3 protein-coding genes and 1 pseudogene are annotated in these 6367 nt (G+C 42.9%); 3 read left to right on the top strand and 1 reads right to left on the bottom strand.

Annotated elements, in window-relative coordinates:
• The 3 genes and pseudogenes from ACP5N5_RS00515 to ACP5N5_RS00505 all read left to right on the top strand — a co-directional run.
• Positions 1-1844: pseudogene (locus tag ACP5N5_RS00515) on the top strand (ABC transporter substrate-binding protein); the annotation flags it as partial.
• 212 nt (positions 1845-2056) lie between these two features.
• On the top strand, positions 2057-3163 hold the full coding sequence (locus tag ACP5N5_RS00510; protein ID WP_428131057.1) for an ABC transporter permease: 1107 nt from the start codon (positions 2057-2059) through the stop codon (positions 3161-3163).
• 12 nt (positions 3164-3175) lie between these two features.
• Positions 3176-5107: an ABC transporter permease gene (locus ACP5N5_RS00505; RefSeq protein WP_428131055.1), complete on the top strand. Its 1932-nt coding sequence runs from the start codon at positions 3176-3178 to the stop codon at positions 5105-5107.
• Between the two features lie 121 nt (positions 5108-5228).
• Here the strand turns inward: ACP5N5_RS00505 and ACP5N5_RS00500 are convergent, their stop codons facing one another.
• Positions 5229-6281: a radical SAM protein gene (locus ACP5N5_RS00500; RefSeq protein WP_428131053.1), complete on the bottom strand. Its 1053-nt coding sequence runs from the start codon at positions 6279-6281 to the stop codon at positions 5229-5231.
• Positions 6282-6367 lie beyond the last annotated feature (86 nt).

Genomic DNA, 6367 nt, shown 5'->3' with positions numbered 1-6367 from the left:
CTGTTAGAATATGGGTTGTAACCAGGTTAGATACCTGGCCTATGAGAAGCGAGGTTAAAGGGATCACGCTGGATCTTGGTGCTGGTTTAAGAGGCATATGGAACCTGCGTGAAATGTATGTCGAGGGGCGCAATACATTAAACCTGGCTCACTTATGGGTATGGACATCCTCGAGTGCATGGAATATCTGGGGTGGATTCTCCGATGTATACAGTGTCGACTTTGAGAGGGCCACCTACGATCCCTCGGTATGGAATCACCCATTCAACGGTGGGCCACTGGCGTTTAGGGCGCCTTACGTGGTAGTTACAGCTGGGCCCTCAGGCAAGTTGAATGTGTCTTCTAATGCTGTGATATGGGATGCATCAAAGAAGCAATGGGTACCCGTACCCAATGGTACGCAAGCAACAAGCAAGGTGATCTTCGACTTCAGTAAGCTAATAGGTGCTAAATTCCATAATGGGATAACCATAAGCTGGGCCGATGTAATAGGTTTCCTGGCATACATGTTCGACATTGTGTATGACCCAACATACAGTAGCCTAGAGACCAGGATATCCTCATCTTCGAAGCCTTGGGCAAACACGATAAAGGGATTCGAGTTCGACTTCAACAATAAGAGGGTTACTGTGTACGTTGACTACTGGCACTTCGATGAAAACTATATTGCATCATGGGCCTCCTTCAGCCCTGTAAATCCGGTTGAAATACACGCTGTAACCTTTGAGCTAGCTCTTGACAGGAGGAACGAAACAAATTACGTACTATACCAGAAGAAGAATTATGAATGGTTCAGCCTGGTATGGCCTGATCACGTTGCAAAAGTAAAGGCAACACTGCAGTCATACAAGAACAACCAGGCTGTGTTAAACAAGGTGAACAAGTATGCTATGGGCACACTCAATATGAATGAGTGGAATGCTAGAATAGACGCTGACTTAAACTGGATCAACACCTATAATCTTGCATGGATAAGCTATGGTCCATTCATGCTGACAAAGTTAGATACACAGAACCAGGTATTAGAGCTCACGGCGTTCAGGGATCCAACATACCCGTTTAAGAAGGGAGACTGGTATTTTGGACAACCAGTCGCTACTTCAATAGTATCAGTATCAATAGAGTCTCCAATACAGGGTAAGATACTGCCAGGTCAAACAGCTAACATTACTGTGAAACTATCCGGTATCCCACCATTCTCACTGAAATACATGATCAGGGATCCCAGAGGAATAATAATAACTAGTGGAGATGGATTAAAGGTAAGTGAGGATACGTTCAGGGTTGTACTTGACTCAAACTTCACTAAGACACTGGCATATGGAAGCACATACACAGTAATACTCGTTGGTTTATCAGAGGAGGTAGCCATACCCGGGATAACACGTCAGGTCGTGAATACAGCAACGCTCTCCGAGGCTCTCTCAACGCAGTCTATAAGTGATGTACTGGCTAATGTAAAGGCGTCAGCGTTAGAACAAGTGAATATCATATTATCACAGCTGAAACAAGAGAGGGCCGTGGATCTTGAATCACTAAGAGACCAGTTGGCAACCGCCATCAGCGGTGTTACCGGGGTATTGATAGACCAGTACGTCTCGTTAATTGGCACAGCAATGGACAACATGAATAGGTTATCGCAGACCACGGCTTCGACAATAACTTCACAGGTTTCCTCACAAATACAGCAGATTAGATCGGATGTTACAGCTCTAAGCGAGAAACTTAATGATACACAGGTCACCGTGAGTAGCTTACAGACATACATAGTGGTTAACATAGTGTTAACACTGGTTGCAATAGTCTTATCAATCATAGCCCTGGTAAGAAAACCTAAGGCTTAGTTTTTTCACCCCCTTCCACCCTTATTCAATTTTTATAGCCGGCTTTGATTAATACGGCCCCTGGTATCGCTCCTAGCATTGCCTTTCCGATTCCTAGCTGGCTTCAGTAATAGAGATAATATAATGGCATAGAACCACATGACTGGGGAGATATGTTTGGTATGTAATGTATTTATAAGCCTCTGGGATTTATCAGGATTAATGGTGGTTGAATGCCGGGAGCCGGCTACTATATAGCTAGGCGTGGAGTTGTTTTACTGGTTTCCTATGTTGCGATAATTATAATAATAGCTGCTATACTGGAGCTATCAGGTTATGCAACCCAGATATACCAGGCAGTAATCAATGAACTTGTAAGGGCAGATGTAGATGCATTGGTGAAAGCACGTCAGGGCCAAGTAGATCCAGCATACATCCAAGAGTATCGTCAAAACAGAACCATAGAGTATATGAAGCAGTATGGGCTGATAGATGAAAATGGTAATCCGGTCCCTTCATACGTGAGAATGTGGAAGCTTGCATTTAATGCTTTAACATTTAACTTCGGTAAGACAAAAGAGGATCTCGTTGCAATGGTTGTTCCCACTATGCCCCCTGCAAGCATCACTTACATAATATCGGTAGTTCTACCTAGGACAATAATAGTTGTCACTGTTGGCGAATTAATAGTAGTCGCAATAGCGTTACTGGTTGGTCCTAGAATAGCATATAGACACGGTACCTTCTTGGATAGGGTAGTGGTGGCTTACGCGGCTCTTACTAGTGCTATACCACTATGGTGGCTTGCAATGTTGTTTATAAGGGTGTTCGGATACCAGCTTGGATGGTTCCCTACGAGTCTAAGAGGAGTTACCACACCGCTTAACAACTTCTGGTCTAACCCTGCTCAGAACTTTGTAACTATACTATGGTATATAACGCCGCCGCTTACAGTATTCACGGTTATCTCGCTTGGTGGATGGCTATATGGTATTAGGGCAATGGTTTTAAGGATAGTTAGGGAAGACTACGTAATGGTAGCGAAAGCAAAGGGGTTGCCCGAGAGAGATATTACAAGGAAATACGTGATGAGGCCCTCACTAGCACCAATATTGACTAATGTGATACTAGCGTTGGCCGGTACCCTTGGCGGTATGATTATCACCGAATCCGTATTCGACTGGCCTGGAATGGGAACACTATATTATGCAGCGATAACAACGGGCGATGCTGAAACTATTGTAGCATTATTCGTAATATATGTAGGAGTCTACTTGATAGCAAGGTTTATACTTGAAATATTATACGTATTAGTAGATCCCAGGGTTCGTGTGAGGTAGGGTGAGATCACGATGGCGGCCACAAGGGAGTTGACATTTAAAGACAAATTAGTTCTCAGAGTAGTGAATCCCTTAAAGGGTGTTCTAAAGGAAATATGGGGTATGACAACAGGTAAGATAGCATTATTACTATTATCAATCCTAATAGCTGTCTCTGTGTCAGCTGCATTAACAATGCCTCCTGGCTTCCTGGACTCATGGCAGAGCGCATCATTCTGGGAGGATAACCCCGTCATAGTACCACCAGATTGGGTGAAATACTTTGGTGCAAAAGTAGCCCCAAGCATAGTTGAGGAGAAATCGAAGCCCGATGTCACGCCTCAATGGGATCCATCAACAGGCATACTTACATTAACATATAGGTTTGAATATACTTTAACCGACCCAGTATTTCCACAGGACTATTATTTCGCAGTCTACGGTATAAAATCCTATGATAACATTACCCCGATAATAACTATAAGTGTTGAGCGCCCGGACGGTGTTACAAGTGTTTTATGGCAGGAGAACATATTTATAAATAACACTAACGCTGATGTTACATCAATTTACAAGACAGACCCGAAGAAAATAAAGATGGATGATCTTGTATCGGAAATATTTGCGAAATATAATATCACAGTACCTCCCAATATAATCGGAGAAAACTACATGATACAGGCAATATCAAGCTCGTTGCTACGTGATAGAGTAGTTTCAAAGATATCGCAGCCTTCAACAGCTCTCTCGATCTTCCAGAAACCAGTTAACGTGGAGAACTGGGTAACCGTGTTGAGAAGCGAACAAAGACCAGTACTTGAGGAAATAAACAACTTGTTAAAGAACATCCGAGGCTCCATCAGTAACGATCCAGCCAACATATTACCGCTCATCAATAACGCCATATCTAATGTTACATTCCTTATAAACAACCTGGATAAAATAACATTCAGTGATCTCTATGAGACACTTCAAAACGTTTCAACGCTCCTAAATAACGCATATAAGTTAGCTATGAGTGAAAACTACCCCTCGGTAGTTGTAACTAATATAAATGATGCGAAGAGCAGAATAGATAAATATCTTGATTCACTAAAGGTCACTGTTTCATTCATTGGTATAAGCCCTGAGTTCGAGATATTAACGGGAGCATATAGGTTCGAAGTAAATATTACTTATCCAGGTGTTAGAACATATCCGTCTAACCCGCAGTCGCTAATAAGCTATGTGAAATTCACTGTGAAGGGCTCAGTAAAGGGAACACTTGGCACTATAAATAATGGTGCTGACTTAGCCACGCTACTATACTATGGTTTCCCAATAGCCTTACTAATAGGATTAATAGCATCGGTATCTTCAACGCTCATAGGCGTTATAGCTGGTATTATAAGTGGATACTATGGTGGATGGATTGATGAGGTTATCCAGAGAATAATAGATATATTGAATAACATACCATTCCTCCCATTAATGATAATTATTGGTACAGCCGCAATGAAAGTGCTTCCACCCGGCACACAGAAATCCTTCTACATAATAATGCTATATGTTGCAATACTGATAATATTCAGCTGGGCTGGTCTAGCAATAGTTGTACGCTCAATGACGCTCAGCATAAAGGAGGAACCATATATCGAGGCTGCCAAGGCTATGGGCGCATCTAATACGCGTATAATATTCTACCATATATTTCCCCAGGTAATGATGTATGCTGTTGCAACCCTAGTATATAATGTCCCAAGCGCGATACTAACGGAAGCCGGGCTGAGTGTACTAGGACTCAGGCATGGATGGCCTACATGGGGTGCTGTGCTAGCCGAGGCGAGGGCGGCTGGACCAGTTGGATATGCTGCATGGTGGTGGATACTGCCGCCCGGACTATTACTCTCTCTGACATCACTAACATTCGTGCTACTCGGGTTAGCAGTTGAAAAAATAGTTGAGCCACGCTTAAGGACTCTATAGTTACATTGTTTTTTAATCCCCCTCCCGCCATATATGTAAGGATTAATATACATCCTGGTTGAAGAGGTTTTGCCACGATCTAAACAGGTATTCTTTTAAAGCCTCTCTTAGCTGGCCTGAATTAGCTTGGTAGAGTATCAAGCATCCTCCCTATTAATAATCCATCCTGGTCTTCCACTATCTCTACTAGAACCTTTTCTGTAGGCTTCAGGTTTTTTCCTTTAGGTATTATAGTTACAAGATAGTCTTTGCCTCCAATTACACCTATATACTCGCCTCTGAATAAGCCTCTACCAGCTACTTCGGCAATTATTTTCCCACCCTTCCTCACTGGTGGCCGGATTCTTCTTGCGTAATACATGCCCCATTCATTCATTGACCAATGGAGTCTTATACCTGTCTCCTCCTCTACCTTGCTAAGCCATTTCCAGAACCTATCCCAGGATACTTCCCTTACCCCCCTGGGTTTTCTCCCCCTCTTATGCCTTATATACTTCTGGATGGTTACAGGTGGCCAGCGTTTGCCAGCACCTATTTTAATTGCCCATTTGATAATGGATACTACGTCTTCATCATTTAAGCCTGGTAACCATAGCGGTGTTACATGGAGGTCTATATTTGTCTCTCTGACAATGTATTCCGCAAGTTCCATTACTCTCCTGACATCATAGTATCTTGTACCATATATTAGATGAGCTTTCTCGTTGTCTACTACATCTATGCTAAGATTTACTCTATCTAAACCCGCCTCATCTAATTTATCTATGATATACTTGTTTAAGAGTAATCCATGGGTTTCAATGGCCACACTTGAGACACCTGGCACCTTCTTCAACTCGCTGACTAGCTCGGTGAGCCATGGATATGTTAATACATCCCCCATAGAGTCTAGTAGGACTTCTACCCCTTCACCCTTCACACTAGTGGCTTTTCTCACACCATTCACTATAAGTTCGGGGTCCACTATGTATTCAGCCCAGCGGTTAAGTGAATGTATTCCAGCATCGACACTACAGAAAACACAATTCTGGGGGCATATAGTCGTCGGTCTTGCCTGAAGCACGTTTGTGCCCCTATCTATTACTCCGAAGGCTATGTACCCATATGCCGGCATAGACCCGGGTACCCTATATATTATCCTATTACCCGGGAACCTCCCAATAACCTCCATCAACCCCTTTAACCCCAGTTATACTCCCTCTAAAATATTTAAACCTACCCTATTATTCACTAATATAGACCAAAGGCAGGTGTTGAATT

The organism is Desulfurococcus sp., from assembly GCF_049970475.1.
Classification (GTDB): Archaea; Thermoproteota; Thermoprotei_A; order Sulfolobales; family Desulfurococcaceae; genus Desulfurococcus; species Desulfurococcus amylolyticus.
This window is presented reverse-complemented; position numbering and strand designations above follow the sequence as displayed.

Coding starts and splice junctions, on each gene's coding strand:
- ACP5N5_RS00510 (WP_428131057.1), top strand. CDS start 2,057: ATGCCGGGAGCCGGCTACTATATAGCTAGGCGTGGAGTTGTTTTACTG.
- ACP5N5_RS00505 (WP_428131055.1), top strand. CDS start 3,176: ATGGCGGCCACAAGGGAGTTGACATTTAAAGACAAATTAGTTCTCAGA.